A 25,232-nucleotide genomic window follows, 5' to 3' on the forward strand; every position below is an offset into this window, starting at 1 on the left:
ACCTGTTCTACTCGATCGCGTGACTCTGGGGAACACCGAAGTACTCGCAGCACCGCTGGTGATGAAGTTCGACTACACCCGCTCCACCGGACCGACCATCGGACGCTTCCTGACCGGGTTGCGTGCCGGGCGGATCGTCGGGGTGCGCGGTTCCGATGGGCGCGTCATCGTGCCGCCCGCGGAATTCGATCCGATCACCGCGGATGCCCTGACCGATTTCGTCGACGTGGCCGATGTCGGCACCGTGCAGTCGTGGAGCTGGGTGGCCGAACCGCTGCCGAACCAGCCCTTCGACCGCCCGTTCGCCTACGCGCTCATCGAACTGGACGGCGCGGATACCGCGCTGCTGCACGCCGTGGATGTGGCCTCACCGGCCGATATCTCCACCGGTATGCGGGTGCGCGCCCGCTGGGCCGCCGAACGCACCGGCGACATCCATGACATCGCCTGCTTCGAACCCGGCGAAACCTCCACCGCCCCTGCCGATTCCGTGACGATCGCGGATCCGGTGACCGGCATCGTGACGCCGATCGAACTCTCCTTCAAGCACACCGCCTCGCCGCAGGAGACCGAATTCCTGAAGGCCATTCTCGAGGGCAAACTGCTCGGCGCGCGCGCCGCCTCGGACGGCAAGGTGTACTTCCCGCCGCGTGGCGCGGACCCGCGCGACGGCTCGCCGACCGAGGATTACGTCGAGGTCGTCGACACCGGCATCATCACCACCTACTGCATCGTGAACGTGCCGTTCCTCGGCCAGCGCATCAAGCCGCCGTATGTGGCCGCGTACATCCTGTTGGACGGCACCGATATTCCGTTCCTGCACCTGGTGCTGGGCGTCGAGGCCGACGAGGTCCGGATGGGCATGCGGGTCAAGGCCGCTTGGAAGCCGCGTGAGGAGTGGGGTCTGGGCCTGGCCAATATCGACCACTTCGAGCCGACCGGCGAGCCCGATGCCGCGTACGAGTCCTTCTCGCACCACCTGTAAAGGCGAAAACGTTGAGCGACAACGCAACTGATATCGCGGTGGTGGGCTTCGCCCACGCACCGCACGTGCCGGAGACCTTCGGCACCACCAATGGCGTGGAGATGCTCGCGCCCTGCTTCCACCAGCTGTACGACAAGCTGGGTATCCGGCAGACCGATATCGACTTCTGGTGCTCGGGCTCCTCGGATTACCTTGCCGGACGCGCCTTCTCGTTCATCTCGGCCATCGACGCCATCGGCGCGGTGCCACCGATCAACGAGTCGCACGTGGAGATGGACGCGGCGTGGGCGCTGTACGAGGCGTGGGTGAAACTGCGCTCCGGACAGGCGGAGACCGCGCTGGTCTACGGCTTCGGCAAGGCGTCGGCGGGCACGCTGCGCCAGATCCTGACCCTGCAGACCGACCCGTACCTGGTCGCGCCGCTGGGCCCGGACTCGATCTCGCTGGCCGGCCTGCAGGCCCGCGCCGGTATCGACGCCGGTCGCTGGAGCGAGCGCGATATGGCCGAGGTGGCCGCGCGGGCTGCCACCAATGCCGCCGCCAAGGGTGGCAGTGCCACCGCGCGTACCGAATCGGATATCGAAAAGCTTTTGGCCGCGGAGTATGTGGCAAATCCGTTCCGCGCCCATGACATCGCGCCCATTACCGATGGCGCGGCGGCGATCGTGCTGGCCGTGGGCGACCGGGCGCGCGAGCTGACCGAGCGTCCGGCGTGGATCAGCGGTATCGCGCACTACATCGACACCCCGATTCTGGGTGCGCGCGATCTCACGGTCTCGCAGTCCGCTTCGCGTGCCGCCAAGGCCGCGATCAACGGTGGCGCAACCGATTTCGACCTTGCCGAACTGCACGCGCAGTACAGCCACGAGGAGCTCATCCTCGCGCAGGCGCTGGGCCTGAACGGCTCCACCCGGATCAATACCTCGGGCGGCCCGCTGTCCGGTAATCCCATGTTCACGGCCGGGCTGGAGCGCATCGGCTTCGCCGCCACCGAAATCATCAATGGCACCGCGAATCGCGCCCTGGCGCACGCCAGTAGCGGTCCCGCGCTGCAGCAGAACCTGGTTGCCACTCTGGAGGCACGCTCATGACCAACCTTGCCGCCGTGCTCGGCACCGGCCAGACCCATCACGTGACCAAGCGGTCCGATGTGTCCATGGCGGGCATGCTCCGCGAGGCCATCGATCGCGCGCTCGTCGACTCCGGTCTCACCATGGCCGATATCGACGCCGTGGTCATCGGTAAGGCCCCCGACTTCTTCGAGGGCTCCATGATGCCGGAGCTGTTCCTCTCGGATGCGTTGGGCGCCACCGGAAAACCGCTGCTGCGCGTGCACACCGCGGGCTCGGTCGGCGGCTCCACCGCCGTCGTCGCCGCCAGCCATGTACAGGCGGGCGTGCACGGCAAGGTGCTCGCCCTCTCCTGGGAGAAGCAGTCCGAGTCGAACGCCATGTGGGCGCTGTCCAACCCGGTCCCGTTCACCATGCCGGTCGGCGCGGGCGCGGGCGGCTACTTCGCCCCGCACGTGCGCGCCTACATTCGCCGTTCCAACGCACCGCTGCATATCGGCGCCATGGTCGCGGTGAAGGATCGCCGCAATGGCGCCCGGAATCCGTTCGCGCACCTGCAGCAGCCGAATATCACCATGGAATCGGTGATGGCATCCCAAATGCTGTGGGACCCAATCCGTTTGGACGAGACCTGCCCGTCCTCGGACGGCGCGTGCGCCATGGTGATCGGCGACGAGGCCTCGGCCAAGGCCGTGGAGGCCACCGGTAAGAAGGTCGCCTGGATTCACGGCACCGCCATGCGCACCGAACCGCTCGCCTACGCCGGGCGCGACCAGGTGAACCCGAAGGCCGGTCAGGCCGCTGCCGCCGCACTGTGGAAGCAGGCCGGGATCACCAACCCCCTGGAAGAGATCGACGCGGCCGAGATCTACGTCCCTTTCTCCTGGTTCGAGCCCATGTGGCTGGAGAATCTCGGCTTCATGCCGGAGGGCGAGGGCTGGAAGCTCACCGATGCGGGCGATACCGCCATCGGCGGAAAGCTGCCCGTGAATCCGTCCGGCGGCGTGCTCTCCTCCAACCCGATCGGCGCATCGGGCATGATCCGCTTCGCCGAGTCCGCCAAGCAGGTCATGGGCCGCGCGGGCGACTACCAGGTGGAGAACGCGCGCAAGGCGTTCGGTCACGCGTATGGCGGTGGCTCACAGTACTTCTCGATGTGGGTGGTCGGGAGTGAGCAGCCGTGAGTGAGCATCCCGCGCGGGTAGCGGGCACCGCATCGCAATCCGCGGTGCGCGCCAAAGATAAAGAAGCGTGGGTCGCGCTGTTCGCGGCCGACGGCATTGTGGAGGATCCCGTCGGGCCGTCCTTCTTCGATCCCGAAGGTGTGGGTCACCGTGGCCCGGAAGCCATTGCGGCGTTCTGGGACAAGGCGATCGCGCAGACCGACAAGATCGAATTCCTCTTCGAGGACTCGTTCGCCTGCGGTAGCGAGGTGGCGTACACCGGTCGCATTCGCACCCATATGGGCGGTCAAATCATCGATGCCGAAGGCGTTTTCACGTACCAGGTGAATCCGGACGGCAAGATCGCCGCCCTGCGCGCCTTCTGGGAGACCGAGCGCGCTATGAAAACAATGAAACCAGCCTAGCGACAACACTTTCGGTGTGGGCGAAGGAAAAGGAGCGGGAGACTGGATTCCAGTCTCCCGCTCCTTTTCTTATTGCCCTGAGTTGTGAGAGGCAGGGCAGGTCAGTACTTTTCGCGCACGGTCCGGCTTTCGCGCATGCTCAGTGCGCGACGGGACAGCCGCCACTCGGCTTGGTGCCGTAGTCGACCTGGAACTCCTTGACGCCGTTCAGCCAGCCCGAGCGCAGCCGCTTGGGATCACCGAGCTTGGTGATGTCCGGCATGTAGTCCGCGATCGCGTTGAAGATGATCTCGACCTCGAGCCGCGCCAGATTCGCGCCGACGCAGTAGTGCGCGCCGGTGCCGCCGAACGACAGATGCGGGTTCGGATCGCGAAGGATGTTGAAGGTGCCGGGATCCTCGAACACCTCCTCGTCGAAGTTGGCCGAGCGGTAGGACATCACCACCCGCTGCCCCTTCTTGATCTGCACGCCGCCGATCTCGACATCCTCGAGCGCGGTGCGCTGGAAGCTGCTGACCGGGGTCGCCCAGCGAATGATCTCGTCCGCGGCGGTCCTGGGTCGCTGTGCCTTGAAAAGTTCCCACTGGTCCGGGTTTTCGAGGAAGGCGATCATGCCGTGCGTGGTGGCATTGCGGGTGGTCTCATTGCCGGCCACGGCCAGCACCATGACGAAGAAGCCGAACTCCTCCGGCAGCAGGCCCTCACCGTTGACGTCGGCATTGATCAGTTCGGTGACGATGTCATCGGCCGGGCAGGCACGACGGGCCTCGGCCATCTGATACGCGTAGCCGAGGATTTCGGTGGAGGCGACCACCGGATCGGCGTCGCTGTCGGGATCGTCGTAGCTGGTCATCTCGTTGGACCACTGGAAGAGCTTCTTGCGGTCTTCCTGTGGCACGCCGATCAATTCGGCAATGGCCTGCAAGGGCAGCTCGGCCGCCACCTGCTCGACGAAATCGCCGGATCCGGCCTGCGCCGCGGCCTGCACGATGGCCTCGGCGCGAGCGGTCAGCTCGGCGCGCAGGCCGTTGATGACGCGCGGGGTGAAGCCCTTGGAGATGATCTTGCGGAGCTTGGTGTGCTCGGGAGCGTCCTTGTTCAACAGCACGAAGCGCTGCAGTTCGATCTGCTCACGGGTGATGTCGTCCTGGAACCGCGGGATGGCGGTGTTCTCGAACGTCGAGAACACATCGTCGCGCCGCGATACGGTCTTGATGTCGGCATGCTTGCTGATCACCCAGAAGCCGTCATCCTGGAAGCCACCGGCCTCGGGAGACTTGGGATTCCACCAGATCGGCGCGGCCTCACGGAGTTCGGCGAACTCCTCCGCCGGTACTCGGTGCTGCCACATCTCCGGGTCCGTGACGTCGAAGCCTTCCGGCACGTTCGGCCGGGCCTGGGTGTCAACCACCAGCTGTCTCCTTTGACTAACTGAAACACGTTCTACCGTTATTCAAGCACAGGCGGTAAGACTAGGGAAGGAACCGAAAAGGACTTACATTACCTATAGAGAACTTGTTCCAGTTCTGATCCGGAAGGAAACACCATCGTGGGTACACCCGTCATCGTCGAGGCCGCACGCACACCCATCGGCAAGCGCAACGGCTGGCTGGCCGGCCTGCACGCCGCCGAACTGCTGGGAGCGGCACAGAAGGGCCTGCTGGACCGCGCCGGGCTGGATCCGGCGCTCGTGGAGCAGGTCATCGGCGGCTGTGTGATGCAGGTGGGCGAGCAGTCCAACAACGTCACCCGCACCGCCTGGCTGCACGCCGGACTGCCGTGGCAGACCGGTGCGGTCACCATCGACAATCAGTGCGGTTCGGCACAGCAGGCCACCGGTCTGGTCGCGGGGCTCATCGCCACCGGCGCCATCGAGGCCGGCGTCTCCTGCGGCCTGGAGTCCATGAGCCATGTTCCGTTGGGCGCCAACGTCGGAACGCACGCGGGCCCGCGCCGCCCGGCCTCGTGGAGCATCGATATGCCGGACCAGTTCACCGCCGCGGAGCGAATTGCCAAGCGGCGCGGCATTACTCGCGACGACACCGACGAGTGGGGCGAGCGTTCGCAGCGACTGGCCGCACAGGCGTGGGCCGAGGGCCGCTTCGACCGCGAGGTGCTGACCATCGTCGGTGCGCCGCAGGTCGACAAGGAGGGCAATCTCACCGGCGAGACCGCCGATATCAGCCGCGATCAGGGTCTGCGCGCGACCACCCGCGAGGGCCTGGCGAAGCTGAAGCCGGTGCTGGAGGGCGGGATTCACACCGCGGGCTCCTCCTCGCAGATCTCCGACGGCGCCTCCGCCGTGCTGCTGATGGACGAAAAGGCCGCTGAGCGTGCGGGTTTGCGCCCGCGCGCGCGGATCATCTCGCAGTGCCTGGTGGGCGGTGAACCCGAATTCCATTTGGACGGACCGGTTCAGGCGTGTGAGCGCCTGCTGGAGCGCAGCGGCATGAGCATCGGCGATATCGATCTGTTCGAGATCAACGAGGCGTTCGCCTCCGTGGTGCTGTCCTGGGCGTCGGTGCACAAGCCGGATCTGGATCGGGTGAACGTCAATGGTGGCGCCATCGCGATCGGGCATCCGGTGGGCAGCACCGGAACTCGGCTCATCACAACGGCTTTGCATGAACTCGAGCGGTCCGACAAGCAGACCGCGATGATCCTCATGTGCTGCGGCGGCGCACTCGCGACCGGCACCATCATTGAGCGAATCTAGGCCAGATCAATCAAATTCGGCCGAGGTTGAACGTTCATCCCACTTGTCGCGAAACGTGGCGTACGCCACACAAACTTGGGTACAGACAAGAAGATGAGACGTCAGCTATCTTAGGGTTACCGACAGCCCGTCGTGGAAGACCTCCGCGACGGGCCAGAACCGGGACTCTTAAGCCCTCCGCAAGAACGGTGGCGCTGGCCCGCAAACACCCAAGCCAAGGCCGGTTCACCGGATCACCGCCTAGAAGCTTCAAGGAAATCGCGGATCAGGCGTAGGTTTTCAGTTACTGAGCCGCTAATATCAATGATACGTATCCGAGATAACGACTGTTAGTACAGCGAAGGGAATTGGGCGGCTCACAATGGCTGATTTCGCGGCGCGGCTGAACAAGCTGTTCGAAACCGTGCATTCCCCGGGGCGTAAGCCGCACACCAACGCAGAGGTGGCGGCGGCGCTCACGGCCTCCGGCCATCCGATCTCGAAACCGTATCTCTCGCAGCTGCGGTCGGGACAGCGGACCAACCCCTCTGACGAGACGGTGGCCGCGCTGGCGAAGTTCTTCAAGGTGAAACCGGACTACTTCTTCAACGACATCTACGCAGCCAAGATCGATCACGATCTCGAACTGCTGTCCCAGCTGCAGGGCTATGGACTACGTCGCCTGTCGAGTAGGGCGTTCGACCTCTCTGAAGAATCACAGAACCTCCTCACCTCTATGGCGGAGAAGTTGCGGGCCAGCGAAGGGCTGCCCGAAATTCCTCCGGACGGCACGGAATAGGTCCCGTACCGGGGAATCTCGGTGCGGCCGTCTCGGAGGTCGCACCGGGCTGACCCGGTACACGGACTTGCTCTCTGCTCGATCGGGTACTGCAGGTGCCCGATCAGGTTTCGGTGACGGCGCTGCTTGCAGGGCAGCGCCTCTCATCGTGGAGCCATTCGGTCGACTGAAGAGTGTTACACCGGCCTCAGCGTGCTGAGGCCATATGGCGTGGCTCGCTGCGCCCGTGCTTTATGCACAATCCTGGCATTTCGCTGCCCACATCACGAGGGCCGAGATAGAGCCGGATGATCTGTGCACTATGTCGTTTTGTGTGATGTGAGCGTTTCGCCCCCAATGCACCATCTGCGACAAGTGCCCTATTGTGCTGTGTGCACAAATATTTATGTGCTGCGAGCACAAACTCTTTGTGCATTGAGCACAGAACGCGACAATTCGGTCGCATTCAATCGCGGTAACGGCAAAAGTGAGCCGCCGACTCCAATAAGACATTGGCGCAATCAAGACATCAGTTGCGGCAACAGTGCGACAAGAGATGGCCCCATGCCAAGGCATGGGGCCGTTCTCTATTCGTAGCAAAGTCTTGCTCTTGGGGAAGCCTCGACTAACGCACTATGAACAACACGCGGTGGCCGAACTCAGCGCTTTGCGGTGCTGCGGCTGGGAGCCGTGGCACCCGCGTCGAAGGCGCGGGCAATGACCTGCACCCAGCCGCGCGGGCCGACGCCCGGCGGCGGCGCGATCCAGCGACCGTCGATCAGTACCTCGCCGAACGGATTTCGCGCCCACTCCGCCACTCGTGCCGCGCGCTCGGCGACGGCCTCGGGGGGTCTGCCGACCGCTGTCAGCTCCATACCACCGCCCGACTGCAGATACAGGGCGTCCATAATCTGCGTGACCTGGTCCGAGGCCTTCAACTGGGTGGCCGAACCGGTCTGGTCCTTGGCCACCACCTCCGGGAAGCGCGCGATCAACACCCGGTGCAGCGTGCGAATCTGCTTCAGCAGCAGGCGCGCTCGCGCCCACAGCTCGATCACGATCCAGACCGCGCCGACCGCGATGAGCAGGCTGGCGAGCTGCCAGAACGGCCAGAACCAGTCGCCCGCATCCGGTTTCGCCATCGACTCATGTATCAATTCGCGCCGCACCGACAGCGCGGCCAGCACGCCGACCACCAGCGTGCCCACACAGTAGAGCGCGATACCGCGGCCCAATGCGGTCCAATCCAGGTTGCGCACACCGGTGATCACGATGAACAGGCACTCCAGCACGATGATCACCCAGCCGAAGGTGATCGACCACAGCAGGGTGAGCGCCATGGCGACCGCACCGCCCGCATAGATGAACCAGGCGATCTGACGCAGATTCCGGCGCGACACCACGGGCCATGCGGCGGCCGCCACCACCGAGGTCGCGGTGCCGAACAACATCCAGGACGCGGTGGCGAGCCGATCGGAGAACCAGCTGCCGTGCACGCCATTGGGCAGCAGATGATCAACTGCCACACCGATTTCCGGGATACAGATGGTCGCGGCGAGCGCAACCGAGGCCACCGCGACGATAATCGCCACCCGGGCCGTTGTCGCCGGTTTCACCAGCACCCGGCCCACTCGCGCACCGGCGGCCATCCAGACCAGCAAGGCCGTCAACCAGAAGGTCATGCTGCGCCCTCTCCCGAATGTCCGAGGGGCGCTACGTGGTTACGCAAGCTGCCTCCTCCGCGCCCTGACTCGGTCAAGCTGTGCCCTCTCGGGGATGTCCGAGGGCCCTCCGTGGTTACGCAAGCTGCCGCCTCCGGGCCTGACTCGGTCATGCTGTGCCCTCTTTCGGATGACCGAGGGCCCTCCGTGGTTACGCAGGCTGCCGCCTCCGGGCCTGACTCGGTCATGCTGTGCCCTCTTTCGGATGACCGAGGGCCCTCCGTGGTTACGCAGGCTGCCGCCTCCGGGCCTGACTCGGTCATCCGAGTGCCTCATCGAATCGAAGGACCGAGACGCCTGCGCCCCGGCTGTTGAATACGCGCAGGCGGGTCATGAGCATGCTGGCGAAGGTCTCGGCCTCCCATTCGCACTGCTCGTCCTCGCCGAGCTCCACGATCTTCTGGTGCGAGCGCTGACTGAGCATGTAGGCGATGAGATCGTCACTGGCCTCGAGGACCACCTCGGCGGCCGCCTCGCCCGGATGGTCGAAGACGATATGCCCCAACTCGTGTGCCAGGGTGTGCTCGCGGCTGGGCAGTGCCTCGGCCAGCACGATCACATCCTTGTCCGGATAACTGCGGCGCTGACCGCAGACACCCGGACCCAGTTGCGCACTGGCGATCTCGATCATGCGGCGGCGCTCGGCCGAGATGGCGAGCACCACCTCGTCGAGATTGGTGGCGTCGAAATCGGCGGCCACCGCGCACACCGCGTCCACCGCCGCCGCCACCCGGCGGTACGACCCGATGCTACGAGCCCGGCTCTCCGTCATGCCCTCACACCCCCGGTCCGAAGAACGCGGCCCGCGCGGCATCGACCCGCGCCTGTGCCGCCGAAGCGCTTTGGAAGCTCACCGCACCCGAACCGGCGCCCGCCAGGGTGAGCGCGATCAAACCGCCGATCACCGAGAGCGGTTTCACCGGCGGCAACGGCGCGTTCGCCGAAGTCGGCTTCACATCCGGATTCGGTTGTGCCAGCACAGGTGCCGGGGCCGGTGGGGGTGGCGGTGGGGCCGGCGCGGGCGCGGGGGCGGCCTCGGGAGCGGGCGGCGCGGGCGCGAGCACCGGCGCGACGACCGCGGGGGCCGGGACCCTCGGCGCGGACGGAATCTCCAGCGGCACCGCCGGAGCCGCCGGGACGGGTGGATTCGGCAGCGGAATCAGAAGCAGCAGCAGTGGCGAGGCGCAGATACCCGCGGAGCCGACCGCCGCGGAGCCCACCGCGGCGGAACCTACTGCGGCAGAACCGACACCGGAACCACCGCCGAGCGCGGAACCCGCTGCGGCGGAACCGATTCCAGCGGAACCGACAGCCGCGGAGCCGGTACAGAACGCGGCGAGACCGGCCGAGCCGACCGCGGCGGAACCCACCGCCGCCGAACCGACTCCGGCCGAACCGGTACCGAGCAAGGCGGCCAGCAGACCCGCGCCCGCGGAACCTACTGCGGCAGAACCGGTTCCGAGTGCGGCCGAACCGGTCGCGCCCAAACCCAGGGCCGCCGAACCGGTGCCCGCACCCGCTGAACCGACCGCCGCCGAGCCGGTCGCGCCGAGGCCGAGCGCCGCGGAACCGGTGCCCGCGCCCGCCGAGCCGACAGCCGCGGAGCCCGTCCCGCCCACAGCCGATCCGGTGCCGCCGAGCAGCACTCCCAATCCCGCGGATCCGGTGCCCGCCGAGCCGACTCCGGCGGAGCCGACACCCGCGGAGCCCACCGCGGCGGAGCCGGTGCCGAGACCGAGAATGATGGCCAGCAGATCTCCGGGCCCGGCAACGGGATTCAGCGGAACGGCCACGGCGTGCGGATCGGGGACACCCACGGTCGGGTTCCCACCCGCTCCCGGTGCCGGTTCCAGGTCTATACCCGGTTGCGCTTCGGCGGGCACCGGCCCGAGCAGCGCTGACCCGGCGACAGCCGCGATCACTGCCACCAAGCGCAATGCACGACCAATGACCATGCGAGAGCCATCCCCTCATCAATACTGTGCAGTCGGCTTGCTCCAGTACTGCGGAGCGGCACACAAACATCCGGCTGCCCCGATTGCCGGACCTTTGCGGAACGCGGTCATCGTACCGGTCACTACGTCACCCCGCGCAACTCTCGATCCCGATAGGGAGCCTTCCAAACCGTACGCCTGCCTTCGGTCACCTGTACCGAATATCAACAAGCGCCCCAGCACAATTGACCGATCACACCGTTCTCGGTCACCCCCGACCGCCCCACCGAACCCCCATCGCCCATGGCAGACAAGGACATTCCAGACCAACCAGACAGCTACCGTTCCGGTACCTCAACCAGGCACAACAGGCCCATCAGTACATGCCCCCGCATAGTGAGAGCGACATCACAATCGATGCTTCGCATCGGAAACACAAATCGCCGGTACTCCATTCGGAGTACCGGCGATGAAAGCTGGTGGAGCTGACGGCGATTACGCGCCGTAGACGGGCTCGGGAGTGGTGGCCTTGGAGAGCAGGTCGCGAACGGCGGGGCCGAGCTCGGCGGGCTCCCAGCGGGCGCCGCGATCGACCGAGACGCCGTGCCGCCAGCCGTCGGCGACGGTGACCTTGCCGGCCTCGACCTCGAACATGCGACCGGTGACACCGGCGGAATCGGCGCTACCCAGCCAAACCACCAGCGGGGAAACGTTTTCCGGGGCCATGGCGTCGAAGCCGCCGTCCTCGGGGGCCGCCATGGTCTCGGCGAAGACGGTCTCGGTCATGCGGGTGCGCGCGGCCGGGGCGATGGCGTTCACCGTGATGCCGTAGCGCGCGAATTCGGCGGCGGCGGTAATGGTCAGGCCCGCGATACCGGCCTTGGCCGCCGAGTAGTTGCCCTGACCGACCGAGCCGAGCAGACCCGCGCCCGAACTGGTGTTGATGATCCGGGCCTCGGGCTGACGGCCGGCCTTGGACTCGTTGCGCCAGTACTCGGCGGCGTGCCGCATCGGGGCGAAGTGGCCCTTGAGGTGCACCTTGATGACGGCGTCCCACTCGTCCTCGCCGAGGTTGACCAGCATGCGGTCGCGCACGATACCGGCATTGTTGACCAGCACATCCAGGCCACCGAAGGTCTCGACGGCGGTGGCGACCAGACGGCGCGCGCCCTCCCAGTCGGAGACGTCGTCGCCGTTCACGACGGCTTCGCCACCGGCGGCGCGGATCTCCTCGACCACCTTCGCGGCACCGGAGTCCGGCTTGGGGGTTCCGTCGAGCTCGGCACCCAGGTCGTTCACCACGACCTTGGCACCGGCGGCGGCGAACGCCAGCGCGTGCGCACGGCCGATGCCCTGGCCCGCACCGGTCACGATGACGACGCGGCCGTCGCAGATCTTGTTGTCGGTCATATCGAATACCTCGCTGATGAGTGAGTGGGGATCAGTGGCCGGTGACGGCGGGAACGTCGGCCGTGGATGCGTTCAGGAAGGCGGGCTTCTCGCCGCCGCCGTGCACCAGCAGCGCGCTACCGGTGACGTACGCGGCCATGGGAGAGGCCAGGAAGGCGGCGGTGCGGCCGATGTCCTCGGGGCTTGCCATGCGCTGCATGGGAACCGTGCTGCTGACCGCGGCGATACCGTCCTCGTCGCCGTAGTGCAGATGCGAGGATTCGGTATTGACCAGACCGCAGATGACCGAGTTCATCCGGACCTTGGGGGCCCACTCGACCGCGAGCGAGGAGACCAGGCTGTCCACGCCGGCTTTGGCCGCGCCGTAGGCGGCGGTGCCGGGGGAAGGCCGGTGGCCGGAGACGCTGGAGATCATCACGATCGAGCCGCCGGTGTCCTGCTTCTGCATGACGTCATTGGCGACCTGCGAGACCAGCAGCGGCGCAAGCAGATTCAACTGAATGATCTTGGAGTGGAAGTTCGGGCTGGCATCGGCCGCGAGCGCGAAGGGTGCACCACCCGCGTTATTGATGACGGTGTCGAGCCGACCGTACTTCGCGACGATGGCGTCGATCATCTCGCGCACCGAATCCGGGTCCCGCACATCGCACGGGAGGAAGTCGATACCGCGCCCATTGCTCTCGACCGGGGTGTCGGCTGGGCGGCGCGCACATGCCACGACGGTCGCGCCGGCGTCCAGGAATACCCGGCTGATACCGGCCCCGACTCCACGCACGCCGCCGGTGACCAAGACGACCGAGCCGGAGAGGTTCACTTCGATTGCCACCGTGCTAACCTACCAAGCACTTGCTTGTTTTGCCAACGATGGGCAGCTACAACTCAAAGGAGGCGCGATGGGAATCATCCGTCACACCGAAACAGAAGGCGTCGAAGTCGTCACTGTCGACTACGCGCCGGTCAATGCTCTGCCTTCCGATGGATGGTTCGCGCTCGCCGACGCTGTCACCGCGGCCGGGCGCAACCCGGAGACGCGCGTCGTGGTGCTGCGCGCCGAGGGCCGCGGCTTCAACGCCGGTGTGGATATCAAGGAGATGAACGCGGACGTCGGGCACACCGCCCTGATCCGCGCCAACCACGGTTGCTTCGCCGCGTTCGCCGCCATCTACGACTGTGAAGTACCGGTCGTCACCGCGGTCAACGGCTTCTGCCTGGGCGGCGGCATCGGCCTGGTCGGCAACTCCGATGTCATCATCGCCTCCGACGACGCGACCTTCGGCCTCCCCGAGGTCGACCGCGGCGCGCTCGGTGCGGCCACCCACCTCTCGCGCCTGGTCCCCCAGCATCTGATGCGGACCATGTTCTACACCGCGGGCACGCTTACCGCACAGCAGCTGCACCACTACGGGTCGGTCTTCAAGGTCGTGCCGCGCGCCGAACTCGACGCCGCCGCAATGGAAGTCGCCAAGAACATCGCCAATAAGGACGGCCGCGTCATTCGCGCCGCCAAGAAGGCGCTCAACGGCATCGACGTGCAGGACGTGCACAAGTCGTACCGGTTCGAGCAGGGCTTCACCATGGAGCTCAACCTCGCCGGTGTCGCCGACGAGATCCGCGCTCGGTTCGACGACGACCTGGCCGCCCAGAAGAAGGGGAAGTAAAAAGCCATGCGCGACAAGCGAATGAGCCTCGACGAGGTCGTCGGTGAGCTCCGCAGCGGAATGACCATCGGCATCGGCGGCTGGGGTTCCCGGCGCAAGCCGTTGGCCTTCGTCCGTGCGATTCTGCGTTCGGACATCAAGGATTTGACCGTCGTCACCTACGGCGGACCGGACCTGGGCCTGCTCTGCTCGGCGGGCAAGGTGCGAAAGGCGTACTACGGCTTCGTATCCCTGGATTCCGCGCCGTTCTACGATCCGTGGTTCGCCAAGGCGCGCACCGGTGGCGAGATCACCGTGCGTGAAATGGACGAGGGCATGGTCAAGTGCGGGCTGCAGGCCGCCGCCGCGCGCCTGCCGTTCCTGCCGATTCGCGCCGGATTGGGTTCTGCCGTAATCGATTTCTGGGAAGGCGAGCTGAAGACGGTTCAGTCGCCGTACACCGATGCCGACGGCCGCAGCGAAACCCTCGTCGCCATGCCGGCTTTGAACCTCGATGCCTCGTTCGTGCATCTGGATCTGGGCGATAAGCACGGCAATGCCGCGTACACCGGCGTCGACCCGTACTTCGACGACCTGTACTCCCTGGCCGCCGAGCGCCGCTACCTGTCGGTGGATCGCCTCGTCGAAACCGACGAACTGGTGAAAGCCGTTCCGCAGCAGTCGATCATCCTCAACCGCATGATGGTCGACGGCGTGGTCGAGGCCCCCGGTGGCGCGCACTTCACCTTCTCCGGCAGCTACGGCCGCGATGAGAAGTTCCAGCGCCACTATGTCGAGGCCGCCAAGACGCCCGAGTCGTGGGCCGAGTTCAAGGCTCGCTTCCTGGACGTGTCCGAGGACGAATACCAGGCCGCCGTCCGTGCTTTCGCCGAGGAGCAGAAGTAATGACCGACACCACCACGATCACTCGCGCGGAGATCTGCGTCGTCGCGTCCGCCGAGATCTTCCGCGGCGCGGGCGAGATCATGGCCAGCCCGATGTCCACCGTCACCACCATCGGCGCGCGGCTGGCGCGGCTCACCTTCGAGCCGGATCTGCTGCTGTCCGACGGTGAGGCGCTGTTCTTCGCCGAGGTTCCGCCCATCGGCGGCAAGGCTCCCATCGAGGGCTGGATTCCGTTCTCGAAGGTCTTCGATGTCGTTGCCTCGGGTCGTCGCCATGTGGTCATGGGCGCCAACCAGATCGACCGCTTCGGCAACCAGAACCTCTCCGCCTTCGGTCCGCTGCAGCAGCCGACCCGGCAGATGTTCGGTGTGCGCGGCGCGCCCGGCAACACCATCAACCACGCCACCAGCTACTTCGTGCCCAAGCACAATAAGCGCGTGTTCGTGGAGACCGTCGATATCGTCTCCGGAATCGGTTACGACAAGATCGATCCCGAGAACCCGGCGTACCGGTTCCACCACCTGCACCGCGTGGTCTCGAACCTGGGCGTCTTCGACTTCAACGGCCCGGACCACACCCTGCGCGCACTGTCGCTGCACCCGGGCGTGAGTGCCGACGAGGTCGCCGAGAACACCTCGTTCGAGATCGCCGGTCTCGCCGAGGCGGGCGAGACCCGGCTGCCCACCGAGGAAGAGCTGCGGATCATCCGAACCGTGCTGGACCCCAAGGGCTTCCGTGAGAAGGAAGTGACGGCATGACCGCTCGGCTGAAGACGCCGCTGACCGAACTGGTCGGCATCGAGCATCCGATCGTGCAGACCGGAATGGGCTGGGTCGCCGGACCCGGTCTGGTCGCGGCCACCGCCAATGCGGGCGGCCTCGGCATCCTGGCCTCGGCCACCATGACCTTCGAAGAACTCGAAGTGGCCATCGCCAAGACCAAGTCGCAGACGGACAAGCCGTTCGGTGTCAATATCCGCGCCGATGGCTTCGATGCCGCCGAGCGCTGCGAGTTGATGATCCGTGAGGGCGTGAAGGTCGCCTCCTTCGCGCTCGCGCCCAAGAAGGAACTCATCGCGCGCCTCAAAGACAATGGCGTGGTGGTGGTTCCGTCCATCGGCGCGGCCAGGCACGCGGTGAAGGTCGCCTCGTGGGGTGCGGACGCGGTGATCGTGCAGGGCGGTGAGGGCGGTGGACACACCGGCCCCGTCGCGACCACACTGCTGCTGCCGTCGGTACTCGACGCCGTGGACATCCCGGTGATCGCCGGTGGCGGTTTCTTCGACGGTCGCGGCCTGGCCGCCGCACTCTCCTACGGCGCTGCCGGTGTCGCCATGGGCACCCGCTTCCTGCTCACCCAGGAGAGCAGTGTGCCGGATTCGGTGAAGCAGGAGTACCTGACTCGCGGCCTGCAGGACACCATCGTCTCCACCAAGGTCGATGGCATGCCGCACCGCGTGCTGAACACCGAACTCGTGCAGAAGCTGGAAAACTCCGGCCGCGCACGCGGTTTCGCCGCCGCGGCGTCCAATGCGCTGAAGTTCAAGGGCATGACCGGCATGAAGTGGACGACCCTCGTCAAAGACGGTCTGGCCATGCACAAGCACAAGGACCTCACCTGGTCCCAGGTCATCATGGCCGCCAACACCCCCATGCTGCTCAAAGCCGGTCTGGTGGAAGGCAATACGCATGCGGGCGTGCTCGCCTCCGGTCAGGTCGCGGGCATCATCGACGACCTGCCGACCGTGCAAGAACTGATCGACCGCATCATCGCCGAGGCGATCACCCGCATCGACGCCCTCGGTGCCTACCGCGTCACCGACGCCGAAGCCACCGCATAACCCACTCCCCCTGAACTGCGCGGCCGACACAAACGGCCGCGCACCTCACGGACCCGATCGACCTCGGGTCCGTAGCGCGGTGCCCCGCACCGCGCGCACAGGCCGCCCCCGGAACCTCTCGCCCAGGGGCGGTCTGTCTGCGTTTCCGCGACTTTCGGCCAGACTCACGCACCTGGACAGTTACGTTGGCGACCGGCGGTCACGCAGTTGCCGAGTTAGCCCGTCCCCGGTGAGTTACCCCGGGCGGCACGAAATCAGTTGGCGACTCCGGCTACGGCGTGCCGGGGGAATTCGCTGGGCCGGACGCGCGTACTGGTGCCACCATGTGGCGATGGGAAATGTCCTGATTGTCGGTGATGTGCATGGGAACACCGAGCATGCGCTGACAGTGCTGCGGGTCGCGGTGCGCGAGGGGTGCTCGAAGGTGTTCGCGGTGGGGGATTTCGGGGCCTGGGAGCATATGGCTTCGGGGCGGCGGTACTTCGACGTGGTGAACAGGGCGGCCAAACGGGCCGGGGTGACGGTGTATTTCCTGGATGGGAATCACGACAAGTCTTCGCTGCTGGTCGAGAAGTACGGGGATCAGCGCGACGAGGAGGGGTTCCTGGTGTGCCGGAAGTTTGTGCGGTACGCGCCTCGGGGGCATCGATGGACTTGGGAGGGAACGACTTTCGCCGCATTCGGCGGGGCCCGGTCCACCGATAAGGGGTGGCGGCTGGCGCGGGAGGCGCGCAAGGAGGAGCAGGCGGTCGAGCGGCGTGGTTACGGGTCGAATCGGCGGCCGCTCACGGCCGGGACACTGTGGTTCCCGGAGGAGGAGATGACCGACGACGAAGTGGAAAGCCTTCTGGCCGAACATGATTCGCCGGTGGATGTGCTGCTCACGCATGACAAGCCGCGCGCCTCGCAGCCGAAGTTCAATCGTAAGAACAAGCCCGAGTGCTTCCCAAATCAGGACCGCGTGCAGCGGGTGGTGGAGCGGTTGCGGCCCGCCGTGCATTTCCACGGCCATCTGCACTACCGGTACACCGAGACCATTCCCGCCGGGCCGGACCATTGGACCCGCGTCGAGGGTCTGGCCGCCGATCCGGACGCCTCACATCACCCGGCGTACACACCCGAACACTCCTGGTCGGTGCTGCAACTCCCGCTCGCGGCCACCGAATCATCGGCCGAACCCGTCGCCGGTTGAGACATTCCGCGAGGTCGGGGCGGTAGACGCGTCTTCAACCTTGCATACATAGCGATGCGTGCATATGATCGCCAGCGGTCATGAATGAAGGGAGATCGACATGGGCGCAGGGCACGGACACGGCCATGAGGATGGGCATTCGCATGGTCACGGGCATTCGCACGGAGCTACCGCGGACAGCGACAAGCGCTGGCTGGCGGGCGCACTCGCGCTGATCGTCGCCTATATGGCGGGCGAGGTCGTGGTCGGCGTGGTCTCCGGATCGCTGGCGCTGCTCTCGGACGCGGCGCATATGCTCACCGACGCGGCATCGATCGCGCTCGCGCTGTGGGCTATTCGACTCGCCGCGCGACCCGCCGCCGGACGCATGACCTTCGGGTGGAAGCGCGTCGAAATCCTCTCCGCCATGGCCAATGGCGCGACCCTGCTGGTGCTGGCCGCCTGGCTGACCTTCGAGGCGATCCGCCGACTATTCGATCCGCCGGAGGTCACCGGCGGACTGGTACTCGCCACCGCGCTCGTCGGCGTCGTCGTGAATCTCATTGCGACACTGATGATCAGCCGCGCGAATCGGACCAGCCTGAATGTGGAGGGCGCCTTCCAGCACATCCTCACCGACCTGTACGGCTTCATCGCCACCGCCATCGCGGGCGCGATCATCATGACCACCGGCTTCGTACAAGCCGATGTCATCGCCACCCTGATCGTGGTCGCCCTCATGGTGAAGGCCGGAATCAGCCTGGTCCGCGCATCGAGTCGCATCTTCCTCGAAGCCGCCCCGGAAAACCTCGATCCCACCGCGATCGGTGCGGCCATGGCCGGCCGCGACCACGTCGTCGAGGTGCACGACCTGCACATCTGGGAAATCACCTCCGGCTCCCCCGCCCTCTCCGCCCATGTCCTGGTCGAACCCGGCTACGACTGCCACGCCGTCCGCGAAGACCTCGCCCACTTCCTCTCCCACGACCACCACATCGACCACGCCACCCTCCAGGTCGATCACGCCCAACCCGGCGTCCTGGCCCTGGGCCGCGACAAGGAATCGCACTGCGAACAATCCCATGGCCCCGCCCACACCGCCCTGCACTGATGGTCTGTCGTAACTGATGGTCTGTCGTAGCGGAGGCGACAACTGATCTCGCGCCGCCAGGGGTAACTCGTCGGGGACGGGCGAACTCATCCGCACCCGACCGCCGGCCGCCGACGGAACTCGTGCCCGCCTGAATCTGGCCCGAAGGCGCGGAGAGGCGGAAGAGCATACTGGCGGGCGTGAACTGGATCAGTACCCCGTTGACCGTTGGCTCGTTGCTGACTTCGTGGCGCTGGGATACCTCGACCGTCGTGATCACGGCGCTCATCGGGGCCGGGTATGCGTGGGCGTGGTTGGCGGCGAAGCGGAATGGTGTGGACCTTCCGGCGCGTGGGCGGGCCATCTGTTTCGGGGTGGTGGGGCTGGCGCTGTGGCTCTATACCGGGGTCGGGGCACTCGGGGTTTACTCGGACACGCTGTTCTGGGTTCGGGCGCTGCAGACGTTGCTGCTGCTTTATCTGGTGGCGTTCGGGTTGGCGGCGGGGACGCCGTTGACCGTGCTGCGGGGAGCGCTCGGCGAGGCGGGGCAGGCTCGCATGGATCGGGTCCTGAAGAGCCGGGCGGTGACCGGGCTGACGTTTCCACTGGTGCCGTCGGCGGCCATGCTGTTGACGCCGTGGCTGCTGTACTTCTCGCCCTGGTACGAGTCGGTGCTGCGCAATGGCGTGATCGATGCGGTGACCCGAATTGTCCTGGTGTGCATCGGATTTCTGTACTTCTATTCGCGGTTGCAGGCGGATCCGGTGCCGCGCAAGTACTCCCAGGCGGTGTCACTGCTCATTACCGTGATCGAATCCCTCGCGGATGGCATTCTCGGCATTGTGGTGTGGCTCGGCCCGATCCTGGCCGCCGACTACTACCGGGAGGTGGGCCGCACCTGGGGTCCGAGCCTGCGCATGGATCAGACGGCCGGAGCGGGCATTCTCTGGCTGCTCGGCGATGTGCTCGGAATTCCGTTCGCGCTCATGCTCATGCGCGCCTGGTCCGATGATGAGAAGCGCAGGGCCGCGCAGGTTGATGCCGAACTCGATGCGGCCGACGCGCGCGCCGAACCGGTTGTGCCCGAGGATGATTCGGCGCAATCGGGCACCGAGGCGCCGGAGCCGGCCCGGCCGGGCACCGGTCTGTGGTGGGAGAACGACCCGCAGTTGAGTCAGCGCTTCCGCCGCCGCTGAAGATCGCGCCCGCTAATCGCTACTCGCTGCGCGCGACTCTCCACCCGCGTTACTGTTGGGCGTGAACAGGTTTCGGCACAGTTCGCACGTGGTCGGCTCGCCCAGTCGCGCGTTCCGAGGCGCCGAACTGGTGCTCTGCGCCGGTGCGGTCGCCATTACCGCGCTCGCCGCATTGATCCTGTCGGCCTCCGCCGGAACCGGTGCGACCACGCTGAGCACCCTCGGTGTTTTCGCGGTACTCACCCTGGCGGCACATCTGGCGGTGCGGCGGTGGGCGCCGAGCGCGGATCCGGTACTGCTGCCGTGCGTGGTGCTGTTGAACGGGCTGGGGCTGGTGCTCATCGACCGGCTCGATCATGAGAATCCGCTGGCGGGTGGTACCGCGCAGGCCAGTGACGCCGCGCACCAATTGATCTGGACCGCAATAGGAATCGGACTTTTCGCCCTGGTGCTGGCGCTGGTGCGCGATCACACCGTGCCCGCCGAATACGGTTACACCTGCGGGCTCGCGGGACTGGGCGCACTCCTGCTGCCGGCGCTACTGCCCGCGCAATACAGCGAGGTCAATGGCGGTAAGAGCTGGATTCTGCTGCACGGCTTCTCGATTCAGCCCGGCGAGTTCGCGAAGGTGCTGCTGCTCATTTTCGTGGCCGCGTTCCTGGTGGCGAATCGGGAATTGTTCACCAGCGCCGGACATCGCCTGCTGGGCATGACTTTTCCGCGCCTGCGAGACCTGGCACCGCTGCTGCTGGTGACGGCCATGTCGCTGCTGGTGCTCATGTACGAGAAGAATCTGGGCTTCTCACTGCTGGTGTTCGGCACCGTACTGGCCATGATCTATATCGCCACCGATCGGGTGTCGTGGCTGATCATCGGTTTCGCCATGTTCGCGATGGGGGCCACGCTCGCCTATTCGCTGTTCCCGCATGTGCGGGTGCGGGTGCAGGTGTGGCAGGACCCGTTCGCCACGTATTACACTTCCGGATACCAGATTTCGCAGGCGCTGTTCGGAATGGCGACCGGTGGACTACTCGGGACCGGCATCGGGGCGGGGCGGCCGCAGGAGGTGCCGTTCGCCAAGACCGACTTCATTATCTCGACCATCGGTGAAGAGCTCGGTCTGATCGGATTGACCGCGGTGCTCGCGCTCTTCCTGGTGCTCACCGTGCGCGGGTTCGTGGCCGCGCTCGCCACCCGGGACGCGTTCGGGAAACTGCTGGGCGGCGGGTTGGCGTTCTCGATCGGCTGGCAGTTGTTCGTGGTGGTGGGCGGGGTGACCAAGCTGATTCCGCTGACCGGTCTCACCACACCGTTCATGTCGTACGGCGGGTCGTCACTGCTGGCGAACTATGTGATCGTGGCGCTGCTGATCCGCATCTCGCACGACGCGCGGACGGCACCACCACCGCCCGCGCGACCGTCCACTCCGCTGGCCGAGGCTCAGACACAACATGTTTCGCGGCGGTGGCTGGGCCGGGCGCGGTGAGTTACTTGTCGATGGGGTCGTCGTAGGACGAGGTGCCCTCGTCGAGTAGTGGCTCCTCGACCTTGTAATGCGCGGGCGCGAGGAAACGCAGTACGTGATAGCCGGTAATCACGACCAGGGTGCCGAGGGCGATACCGCTGAGCGTGAAGGTATCGGTGAATTTCATGCTCACATTGCCGATGCCGATAATCAGACCGGCCGCGGCGGGCACCAGATTGAGTGGATTGCGTAGGTCCACCCGAGCATTGGTCCAGATCTGCGCGCCCAGCAGGCCGATCATGCCGTACAGGATGACCGTGATGCCGCCGAGTACACCGCCCGGAATGGCCGCGACCACCGCACCGAACTTCGGGCACAGACCGAACAGCAGCGCGAAACCGGCTGCGGCCCAATAGGCGGCGGTCGAGTAGACGCGAGTGGCGGCCATGACGCCGATATTCTCCGAATAGGTGGTGTTGGGCGGACCACCCACCGCGGTCGACAGCATGGAGGCCACGCCGTCGGCGGCGATGGCGGTGCCCAGTTTGCTGTCCAGATTGTCGCCGGTCATCTCGCCGACGGCCTTCACATGCCCGGCATTCTCGGCGACCAGGGCGATCACCACGGGCAGCGCGACCAGCACGGCAGACCATTCGAAGGACGGCGCGTGCAGTTGCGGCAGGCCGATCCAATCGGCGTGTGCGACACCGGAGAGATCCAGCCGCCAGTGATCGGTGACCGCACCGCTGCCATCGGCCGAATGGATCTTGCCGAACACTCGATCCAGCACCCAGGAGAAGGCGTAGCCGAAGATCAGCCCGAGGAAAATCGCTATGCGCGACCAGAATCCGCGCAGCGCGACCACCGCGAGCCCGGTGAACAGCATGACCAGCAGCGCCGTCCACTGATCCTGCGGCCAGTAGGTGGAGGCGGTCACCGGCGCGAGATTGAACCCGATGAGCATGACCACCGCACCGGTCACCACCGGTGGCATGGCCGCGTGAATGATGCGCGCCCCGAACTTCTGCACCGCCAACCCGATGAGGAACAGAGCCGCGCCGACCGCGAGGCAGGCCCCGGTAACCGTCGCGCTACTGCCGCCCTGCGCCCGAATAACCGCCGCCACACCGACGAACGACAGTGAACACCCGAGATAACTCGGCACCCGCCCCTTGGTCGCCAGCAGGAAGATGGTGGTGGCGACACCGGACATCATGATGGCCAGATTCGGGTCCAGCCCCATCAGCACCGGCGCTACAAAACTGGCCCCGAACATGGCCACCACGTGCTGCGCACCCAATCCCAGTGTGCGCGGCCACGACAACCGTTCATCAGGCCGAACCACCGCACCCGGCGCGGGCGTACGCCCGTCCCCGTGCACCCGCCAGCGGACACCCAAATCCATGAACAGCCCGCTTTCTACCGAGGCCGGAAACCAATTCGGGCAAATAGTAATCCGAGCAAATCTCCAGCTCCCCACCACACACGCTCACCACACCCCGCCTGGCTCACCCCCAGCCCGACCGCACTCCACTCACCCCCAGCCCGACCGCACCCCGCCCTCTCAGCCCGACGGCACTCCGTTCAGACCAGCCGGACCGCACGCCGCTCCCTTCAGCTGGACCGCACCCTGCTCAGCCCCACCGCGCTACCCCAGCCCGTACCGCCGACGCACATTCACCGGCAGCGCGTAGGGGTTGGATTCGTGAGCGTCGGTAGGCGGTTCGCAGACCGAATTCTCGGCCGCGATGGGCGCGGACTCGAGCAGGGTGCGCAGCGCACGGGCGATCGCGGGATCGGATACCACCTCCCGTCGTAGCTCGGCAGCCGAAGCACAGGCGCGGGCGAGCGCCTGTTCGTGCCTGCGCGAAATAGCTTGGGCAAGACCGGGCTCCGTCAGTCGAAGGTCGATGATCCGCCCATCGGCCGCGACCTCGATTCGCACTCCCTCCCCCGCCGCGACTCCCCGCACCCGTTCCACGGACTCCTGTACGCGCCGGGCCTTACGCGCGATCTCCTCGAACCGGCCCTCCCCTGACCTGGACATATACCAACCGTAGGTCGAGAATGGCCGCCGCGCACCAGGTCTGCGAGCTTCGCACCCCAACACCCCCCGGCGTTTCGGGTGGAACCACCGAAGGCCGTCAGGGCATGACGCGGATCTGCTGCATCATGTCGTGGTCGGCGTGGTCGAGGTTATGGCAGTGCCAGACGTAGCCGCGGATCTCGGGGTGACCCGAAACAGCCTGTGCGTCATGCATTCCCGAAGGGGCGATGGCCTCCGCGCCCGGCGGGATCGTCAAGGCGGTGTCGGGGTCGAAGTCGAGATCCTCGACCGAGGGCCAGTGCACCATGACTCGGGTGATGGTGTCGGTGGGCATTCGATGGTGTCCTTCCAGCCGACTTCCCAAGGGGGCGGGCCCTGTTGGGGGCCGATCGCGAAGGGGTCGGCGGAGGGGGTCCAGCGGGTGCCGAATGCGGGGGGTGTGTTCGCCAGCCAGTAGGCCGAGGTGAGGATGGGCTGGCGGCCGATTACCCGGAGGCGGGCCAGGTGCAGGTGGATGGGGTGGTCGAAGGGGGTGGAGTTGACTATGTCCCACTGTTCGCCGGGGCTGACTCGAATCGACGGGGTGGGTACCGCCGTGTCCAGCAGGCCCAGGTCGGTTCCGATTGCCCAGCAGGGCATTCCATTGGAGAACTCGAAAATGTATGGGCGCGAATTGGATCCGTTGAGTATCCGGAACCGGTACAGCGTCCGCCGCACCCGCAGCAGCAGCCATACCTTACCGTTCACGCAGGCCACATCGCCGACCTGTCCGGATTGGTTGTAGCCCTCCGGAATATAGGTGGCGACCATGGGTTGCAGGCTGCCGTCCGGGTTGAATGTGCGGTCCTGCACGATGAGCGGTATCTCGAACTCCCCGCTGGGCAGGCCGAGCGGGTTGTCGTCCCGTCCGGTGTCGAATTCGTCTCGCACGTAATATATTCCGGCCAGCCCGGCCTGAATGTTCAACCGCGTGATACCCATTGTGTGGTCGTGATACCAGAGTGCCGCGGCCTCTTGCCGATTCGTGTACGTGAAGCGCGGCCCGCCGCCATTGCGCCACCCGACGAGCGGATGCCCGTCGGCATCGGGCGCATTGGCCCCGCCGTGCAGGTGCACGGTGAATCGCGGATCGGTGCGATCCCGTTCGGTCACCCCGTGCATGGTCAGATCCACGTGCGGCGCGAGCACATGGGTGCCGAGTTCATTGTGAAACGCTATGCGCGCCACCCGATCACGCCACGCCTCGAGGTTAGGCCCGAGCACGTCCCGCCCGAAACCCCAACTGCGCGTCTCCGGTAGATCCCGGTGATACCGGTGCGCCCCGGACATGGCCGCCAATTCCCCTGTCGCGGCACGGGTCTCGGGTATCGGCAGCTCGTCCACACAGGGCTTCAATGCGGGCGAGTGATAGTTCAGCGGAGTGTAGGTGGGTGCGGGCAGTGGCGGAATCGGGATGGGCGGCGGTGGCAGCGGCGCCGGATCGGCTCGCGCGACCCCCGCCATGCCAAGCCCCACCCCGAGAGTCCCCAATAGAAAGCCCCGCCTCGGCAGGTTCTCGCTCATATCGCGTCGATTCGCCCACCCGGCCGGGTCGCCGGGTTTGTCCCATTCCTCGACTATCCCACTTCTCCGGAAACGCCGAAGGCCACACACCGAAATTCGGTGTGTGGCCTCCGAACGAGCGGAAAGACTACCGGCG

General features: G+C 66.1%; 24 protein-coding genes. 14 read left to right on the forward strand and 10 right to left on the reverse strand.

What is annotated here, in order from left to right:
• The first annotated feature begins 19 nt into the window (after nucleotides 1–19).
• The 4 genes from GFY24_RS23215 to GFY24_RS23230 are packed head-to-tail and all read left to right on the forward strand — an operon-like array spanning nucleotide 20 to nucleotide 3,643.
• Nucleotides 20–985, forward strand: a complete 966-nt coding sequence (locus GFY24_RS23215; RefSeq protein ID WP_309231224.1) for an OB-fold domain-containing protein — start codon at nucleotides 20–22, stop codon at nucleotides 983–985.
• 11 nt (nucleotides 986–996) lie between these two features.
• On the forward strand, nucleotides 997–2,076 hold the full coding sequence (locus tag GFY24_RS23220) for a thiolase domain-containing protein (RefSeq protein WP_153807206.1): 1,080 nt from the start codon (nucleotides 997–999) through the stop codon (nucleotides 2,074–2,076).
• A complete protein-coding gene (locus GFY24_RS23225) occupies nucleotides 2,073–3,239 on the forward strand; it encodes a thiolase domain-containing protein (protein ID WP_153807207.1) in 1,167 nt (388 codons plus the stop codon). The genes GFY24_RS23220 and GFY24_RS23225 overlap by 4 nt, the downstream gene beginning before the upstream one ends.
• Entirely contained in the window at nucleotides 3,236–3,643 is a 408-nt protein-coding gene (locus GFY24_RS23230) for a nuclear transport factor 2 family protein (RefSeq protein WP_309231225.1), read from the forward strand. The genes GFY24_RS23225 and GFY24_RS23230 overlap by 4 nt, the downstream gene beginning before the upstream one ends.
• Before the next feature lie 139 nt (nucleotides 3,644–3,782).
• On the opposite strand, the gene GFY24_RS23235 is transcribed toward GFY24_RS23230, so the two are convergent.
• Nucleotides 3,783–4,994, reverse strand: a complete 1,212-nt coding sequence (locus tag GFY24_RS23235) for a cytochrome P450 (protein ID WP_153807344.1) — start codon at nucleotides 4,992–4,994, stop codon at nucleotides 3,783–3,785.
• Nucleotides 4,995–5,192: 198 nt separating this feature from the next.
• Here GFY24_RS23235 and GFY24_RS23240 point away from each other — a divergent pair, with 198 nt between their 5' ends.
• Together GFY24_RS23240 and GFY24_RS23245 are read left to right on the forward strand one after the other, a co-directional pair.
• Nucleotides 5,193–6,359, forward strand: a complete 1,167-nt coding sequence (locus tag GFY24_RS23240) for a steroid 3-ketoacyl-CoA thiolase (protein WP_309231226.1) — start codon at nucleotides 5,193–5,195, stop codon at nucleotides 6,357–6,359.
• Between the two features lie 361 nt (nucleotides 6,360–6,720).
• A complete protein-coding gene (locus tag GFY24_RS23245; RefSeq protein ID WP_153807208.1) occupies nucleotides 6,721–7,137 on the forward strand; it encodes a helix-turn-helix domain-containing protein in 417 nt (138 codons plus the stop codon).
• Nucleotides 7,138–7,775: 638 nt separating this feature from the next.
• Here the strand turns inward: GFY24_RS23245 and GFY24_RS23250 are convergent.
• The 5 genes from GFY24_RS23250 to GFY24_RS23270 form a co-directional block, all read right to left on the reverse strand.
• Entirely contained in the window at nucleotides 7,776–8,798 is a 1,023-nt protein-coding gene (locus GFY24_RS23250) for a hypothetical protein (RefSeq protein WP_153807209.1), read from the reverse strand.
• Nucleotides 8,799–9,096: 298 nt separating this feature from the next.
• Nucleotides 9,097–9,609 (reverse strand): ImmA/IrrE family metallo-endopeptidase, encoded by a 513-nt coding sequence (locus tag GFY24_RS23255; protein WP_153807210.1) that lies wholly within the window; start codon nucleotides 9,607–9,609, stop codon nucleotides 9,097–9,099.
• Between the two features lie 4 nt (nucleotides 9,610–9,613).
• On the reverse strand, nucleotides 9,614–10,792 hold the full coding sequence (locus GFY24_RS23260; protein WP_153807211.1) for a hypothetical protein: 1,179 nt from the start codon (nucleotides 10,790–10,792) through the stop codon (nucleotides 9,614–9,616).
• Nucleotides 10,793–11,266: 474 nt separating this feature from the next.
• Nucleotides 11,267–12,181: an SDR family oxidoreductase gene (locus GFY24_RS23265; protein WP_153807212.1), complete on the reverse strand. Its 915-nt coding sequence runs from the start codon at nucleotides 12,179–12,181 to the stop codon at nucleotides 11,267–11,269.
• A 31-nt stretch (nucleotides 12,182–12,212) separates the two neighbouring features.
• Nucleotides 12,213–13,001 (reverse strand): SDR family oxidoreductase, encoded by a 789-nt coding sequence (locus GFY24_RS23270; protein WP_309231267.1) that lies wholly within the window; start codon nucleotides 12,999–13,001, stop codon nucleotides 12,213–12,215.
• A 73-nt stretch (nucleotides 13,002–13,074) separates the two neighbouring features.
• On the opposite strand from GFY24_RS23270, the gene GFY24_RS23275 reads away from it, so the two are divergent.
• The 8 genes from GFY24_RS23275 (at nucleotide 13,075) to GFY24_RS23310 (ending at nucleotide 21,507) form a co-directional block, all read left to right on the forward strand.
• On the forward strand, nucleotides 13,075–13,839 hold the full coding sequence (locus GFY24_RS23275) for an enoyl-CoA hydratase family protein (protein WP_153807213.1): 765 nt from the start codon (nucleotides 13,075–13,077) through the stop codon (nucleotides 13,837–13,839).
• A 6-nt stretch (nucleotides 13,840–13,845) separates the two neighbouring features.
• A complete protein-coding gene (locus tag GFY24_RS23280; protein ID WP_194852995.1) occupies nucleotides 13,846–14,724 on the forward strand; it encodes a CoA transferase subunit A in 879 nt (292 codons plus the stop codon).
• On the forward strand, nucleotides 14,724–15,482 hold the full coding sequence (locus tag GFY24_RS23285; protein WP_153807214.1) for a CoA-transferase subunit beta: 759 nt from the start codon (nucleotides 14,724–14,726) through the stop codon (nucleotides 15,480–15,482). The genes GFY24_RS23280 and GFY24_RS23285 overlap by 1 nt, the downstream gene beginning before the upstream one ends.
• Nucleotides 15,479–16,564 carry a nitronate monooxygenase family protein gene (locus GFY24_RS23290; RefSeq protein ID WP_153807215.1) on the forward strand — a complete coding sequence of 362 codons (1,086 nt, stop codon included), beginning with the start codon at nucleotides 15,479–15,481 and terminating at the stop codon, nucleotides 16,562–16,564. The genes GFY24_RS23285 and GFY24_RS23290 overlap by 4 nt, the downstream gene beginning before the upstream one ends.
• A 331-nt stretch (nucleotides 16,565–16,895) precedes the next feature.
• Nucleotides 16,896–17,756, forward strand: coding sequence for a metallophosphoesterase (locus tag GFY24_RS23295; RefSeq protein WP_153807216.1), 861 nt, complete (start codon nucleotides 16,896–16,898; stop codon nucleotides 17,754–17,756).
• A gap of 100 nt (nucleotides 17,757–17,856) precedes the next feature.
• The gene (locus GFY24_RS23300; RefSeq protein WP_153807217.1) at nucleotides 17,857–18,846 is read left to right on the forward strand and encodes a cation diffusion facilitator family transporter; all 990 of its coding nucleotides are present in this window, start codon (nucleotides 17,857–17,859) and stop codon (nucleotides 18,844–18,846) included.
• Between the two features lie 179 nt (nucleotides 18,847–19,025).
• Entirely contained in the window at nucleotides 19,026–20,021 is a 996-nt protein-coding gene (locus GFY24_RS23305; RefSeq protein WP_309231227.1) for a cytochrome c oxidase assembly protein, read from the forward strand.
• A gap of 88 nt (nucleotides 20,022–20,109) precedes the next feature.
• The gene (locus tag GFY24_RS23310; protein WP_309231228.1) at nucleotides 20,110–21,507 is read left to right on the forward strand and encodes an FtsW/RodA/SpoVE family cell cycle protein; all 1,398 of its coding nucleotides are present in this window, start codon (nucleotides 20,110–20,112) and stop codon (nucleotides 21,505–21,507) included.
• Between the two features lies 1 nt (nucleotide 21,508).
• Here GFY24_RS23310 and GFY24_RS23315 read toward each other — a convergent pair whose 3' ends face one another.
• The 4 genes from GFY24_RS23315 to GFY24_RS23330 form a co-directional block, all read right to left on the reverse strand.
• Entirely contained in the window at nucleotides 21,509–22,891 is a 1,383-nt protein-coding gene (locus GFY24_RS23315; protein WP_153807220.1) for a uracil-xanthine permease family protein, read from the reverse strand.
• Between the two features lie 243 nt (nucleotides 22,892–23,134).
• Nucleotides 23,135–23,533 (reverse strand): hypothetical protein, encoded by a 399-nt coding sequence (locus GFY24_RS23320; protein ID WP_153807221.1) that lies wholly within the window; start codon nucleotides 23,531–23,533, stop codon nucleotides 23,135–23,137.
• Between the two features lie 97 nt (nucleotides 23,534–23,630).
• Nucleotides 23,631–23,867, reverse strand: coding sequence for a multicopper oxidase domain-containing protein (locus GFY24_RS23325; RefSeq protein ID WP_153807222.1), 237 nt, complete (start codon nucleotides 23,865–23,867; stop codon nucleotides 23,631–23,633).
• On the reverse strand, nucleotides 23,786–25,036 hold the full coding sequence (locus GFY24_RS23330; RefSeq protein WP_194852996.1) for a multicopper oxidase domain-containing protein: 1,251 nt from the start codon (nucleotides 25,034–25,036) through the stop codon (nucleotides 23,786–23,788). Before GFY24_RS23330 ends, GFY24_RS23325 begins: the two co-directional genes overlap by 82 nt.
• Nucleotides 25,037–25,232: the final 196 nt, after the last annotated feature.

This window comes from Nocardia sp. SYP-A9097 (assembly GCF_009649815.1).
Lineage (GTDB): Bacteria > Actinomycetota > Actinomycetes > Mycobacteriales > Mycobacteriaceae > Nocardia.

Bases quoted from the DNA above. Each gene is read 5' to 3' on its own strand.
- GFY24_RS23225 (WP_153807207.1), top strand. From the start codon at position 2,073: ATGACCAACCTTGCCGCCGTGCTCGGCACCGGCCAGACCCATCACGTG.
- GFY24_RS23235 (WP_153807344.1), bottom strand. From the start codon at position 4,994: ATGTGGCAGCACCGAGTACCGGCGGAGGAGTTCGCCGAACTCCGTGAG.
- GFY24_RS23245 (WP_153807208.1), top strand. From the start codon at position 6,721: ATGGCTGATTTCGCGGCGCGGCTGAACAAGCTGTTCGAAACCGTGCAT.
- GFY24_RS23250 (WP_153807209.1), bottom strand. From the start codon at position 8,798: ATGACCTTCTGGTTGACGGCCTTGCTGGTCTGGATGGCCGCCGGTGCG.
- GFY24_RS23255 (WP_153807210.1), bottom strand. From the start codon at position 9,609: ATGACGGAGAGCCGGGCTCGTAGCATCGGGTCGTACCGCCGGGTGGCG.
- GFY24_RS23260 (WP_153807211.1), bottom strand. From the start codon at position 10,792: ATGGTCATTGGTCGTGCATTGCGCTTGGTGGCAGTGATCGCGGCTGTC.
- GFY24_RS23265 (WP_153807212.1), bottom strand. From the start codon at position 12,181: ATGACCGACAACAAGATCTGCGACGGCCGCGTCGTCATCGTGACCGGT.
- GFY24_RS23275 (WP_153807213.1), top strand. From the start codon at position 13,075: ATGGGAATCATCCGTCACACCGAAACAGAAGGCGTCGAAGTCGTCACT.
- GFY24_RS23280 (WP_194852995.1), top strand. From the start codon at position 13,846: ATGCGCGACAAGCGAATGAGCCTCGACGAGGTCGTCGGTGAGCTCCGC.
- GFY24_RS23285 (WP_153807214.1), top strand. From the start codon at position 14,724: ATGACCGACACCACCACGATCACTCGCGCGGAGATCTGCGTCGTCGCG.
- GFY24_RS23290 (WP_153807215.1), top strand. From the start codon at position 15,479: ATGACCGCTCGGCTGAAGACGCCGCTGACCGAACTGGTCGGCATCGAG.
- GFY24_RS23295 (WP_153807216.1), top strand. From the start codon at position 16,896: ATGGGAAATGTCCTGATTGTCGGTGATGTGCATGGGAACACCGAGCAT.
- GFY24_RS23300 (WP_153807217.1), top strand. From the start codon at position 17,857: ATGGGCGCAGGGCACGGACACGGCCATGAGGATGGGCATTCGCATGGT.
- GFY24_RS23315 (WP_153807220.1), bottom strand. From the start codon at position 22,891: ATGGATTTGGGTGTCCGCTGGCGGGTGCACGGGGACGGGCGTACGCCC.
- GFY24_RS23320 (WP_153807221.1), bottom strand. From the start codon at position 23,533: ATGTCCAGGTCAGGGGAGGGCCGGTTCGAGGAGATCGCGCGTAAGGCC.
- GFY24_RS23325 (WP_153807222.1), bottom strand. From the start codon at position 23,867: ATGCCCACCGACACCATCACCCGAGTCATGGTGCACTGGCCCTCGGTC.
- GFY24_RS23330 (WP_194852996.1), bottom strand. From the start codon at position 25,036: ATGGCGGGGGTCGCGCGAGCCGATCCGGCGCCGCTGCCACCGCCGCCC.